The sequence below is a fragment of the Frankia sp. CeD genome, assembly GCF_000732115.1.
GTDB lineage: Bacteria > Actinomycetota > Actinomycetes > Frankiales > Frankiaceae > Frankia > Frankia casuarinae.
The window spans coordinates 1-1,686 of the sequence record NZ_JPGU01000104.1 but is presented as its reverse complement, the minus strand read 5'-3'; the positions used below and the strand labels follow the sequence as shown (position 1 = coordinate 1,686).

The following is a 1,686-nucleotide window of genomic DNA, read 5'->3' as shown; positions in this document are numbered from 1 at the left end:
ACCTTGGAGTCGACGGACCCGCCCTGCTGGAGCATGAAATGAAGCTTTCCCTGGGCGCTGACCGCGGAGAGCATGAGAACCGATTTCCGGTCTCCTGTTCGGCTGATCACCGGGGTTTCACCGACGGGAGCCCAAGTCGCGCCGCCGTGNTGGTCGGTGCGGACCGAGGCCTCGTCCCCGAAGTAGACTGTGGCTCCGACCTGCCTCGCCTCAGCACGGATCTTCGGGAACTGTTCGGTCTTCCAGCGCATCACCTTTGCTTCGTCGCGCTGGGTCGCCTGCGTGGTGGGCCGTTGCGGGGACATTCCCCAGCGCCGCAGCATCCTTCCGACCGCCTGTTCAGTGATACTGATTCCGAACAGCCGTGCGATGAGGTCTCGTACAAGCCAGCGGGTCCACAGTTGGAAGTCGAACTGCATCTGGTCCGGGGTTTTGGTGCAGAGGATCGTGTAGATTTGGTCGGCCTGCTGGTCCGTCATTTTCTTTGGCCTTCCAGGAATCGGCTTGGCTCGCAGCGCCTCAATCCCGCCGTCGCGGTACTGCTGCGCCCACGAGAACACCGCCGCCCGGCTGAAGCCCAGTGCTTTTGCCAACTCGTCGGCGTTGGCGCCGTCGTCAACAATCTGGCGCGCCACGCGAATCCTGATTGTTTCCAGTGTTCCGTGGTCAATTTTCCGACCGTCGGGCTTCCGCATGCAATGATTAAATCATGCCGAGTTGCACTTTGTCCAGATACTTTCATTCCCATTAGTACGACGGGTCAGGAGAATCCGTCCTTCGCTATCGGGAACGATCGCACTTACAGCCGGAACAATGCTGTTAGCCGCTGGAGCTTCGGGATCGTTCAAATAGTCAACACGAGGCACAGGTCACCCCTCCTTGTTTTCCAGCACTCGGCTCTGCGCCCAAATTCGCTCAAAACATTCAGCGTAGGTCTCGAACAGGGGTCCGCCGTCGATCTTACGCAGATGGACAATCGGGGCGCGGAATGCGGGCATGCTGTAGATGTGCGGATTGATCAACATCTGATCGTCGAATCGGATGATCGAATTATACAGCACCGTTGCATGAAAGCGGACCTGAAGGTTTTCTACTCCGAGTATCGGTTGATACCAGGAGAGCGCATATCTAATGCGCGCAGCCATCCCAGCGCCAACCCCTTCCTCCTCTCCGCGCGTTCGCACTTCCTCTGATTCGGGGTCGCCGAACGCGATGCGTACTTGCACCCCATCGCCACAACGCCTCTGGANTTCCGGCACCCAGGACGGGTTGGCTTCAGGTAGGTGTAGACCTGCATAGACGAGGATATCGAGCACGCTCGAAGTTTCTTGTAGAAGGGCGAGCCACAGAGCATTCGGGACGGCGCTTCGCTCAATGCCACTTCCACTAAGTCGATCAAGCTGCTACCTGGGGTTTCGTGGGGTTGGCGAGCCTGATCGTGGGCGGGGCGTGGTGGCGGAGGCCGCGCTGGCCGGGTTTCTTGACCGGATACTGGTTGTGGCGCGCCCGGTGGACGACGCGGGGGTAGGTGCGTTCGCGGCGGGTGTTGAGCCGGGTCGGTCGGGTGATGTCGGTGGCGGTCTCACCCTGAGTGCGTGCCCGCTGGTCAGGGGGAAAAAGCCGGGTCGGTGACGACCCGGTCCCGGATGATCCTCACAGCGCGTTTGAACTTGATCCGGTCGGGGT

1 protein-coding gene is annotated in these 1,686 nt (G+C 60.3%); it reads right to left on the bottom strand.

Features of this window, described 5'->3' with window-relative positions:
- The coding region (locus tag CED_RS21080) for an IS630 family transposase (protein WP_051868990.1) at nucleotides 1–635 on the bottom strand (635 nt) is incomplete at its 3' end.
- Nucleotides 636–1,686: the final 1,051 nt, after the last annotated feature.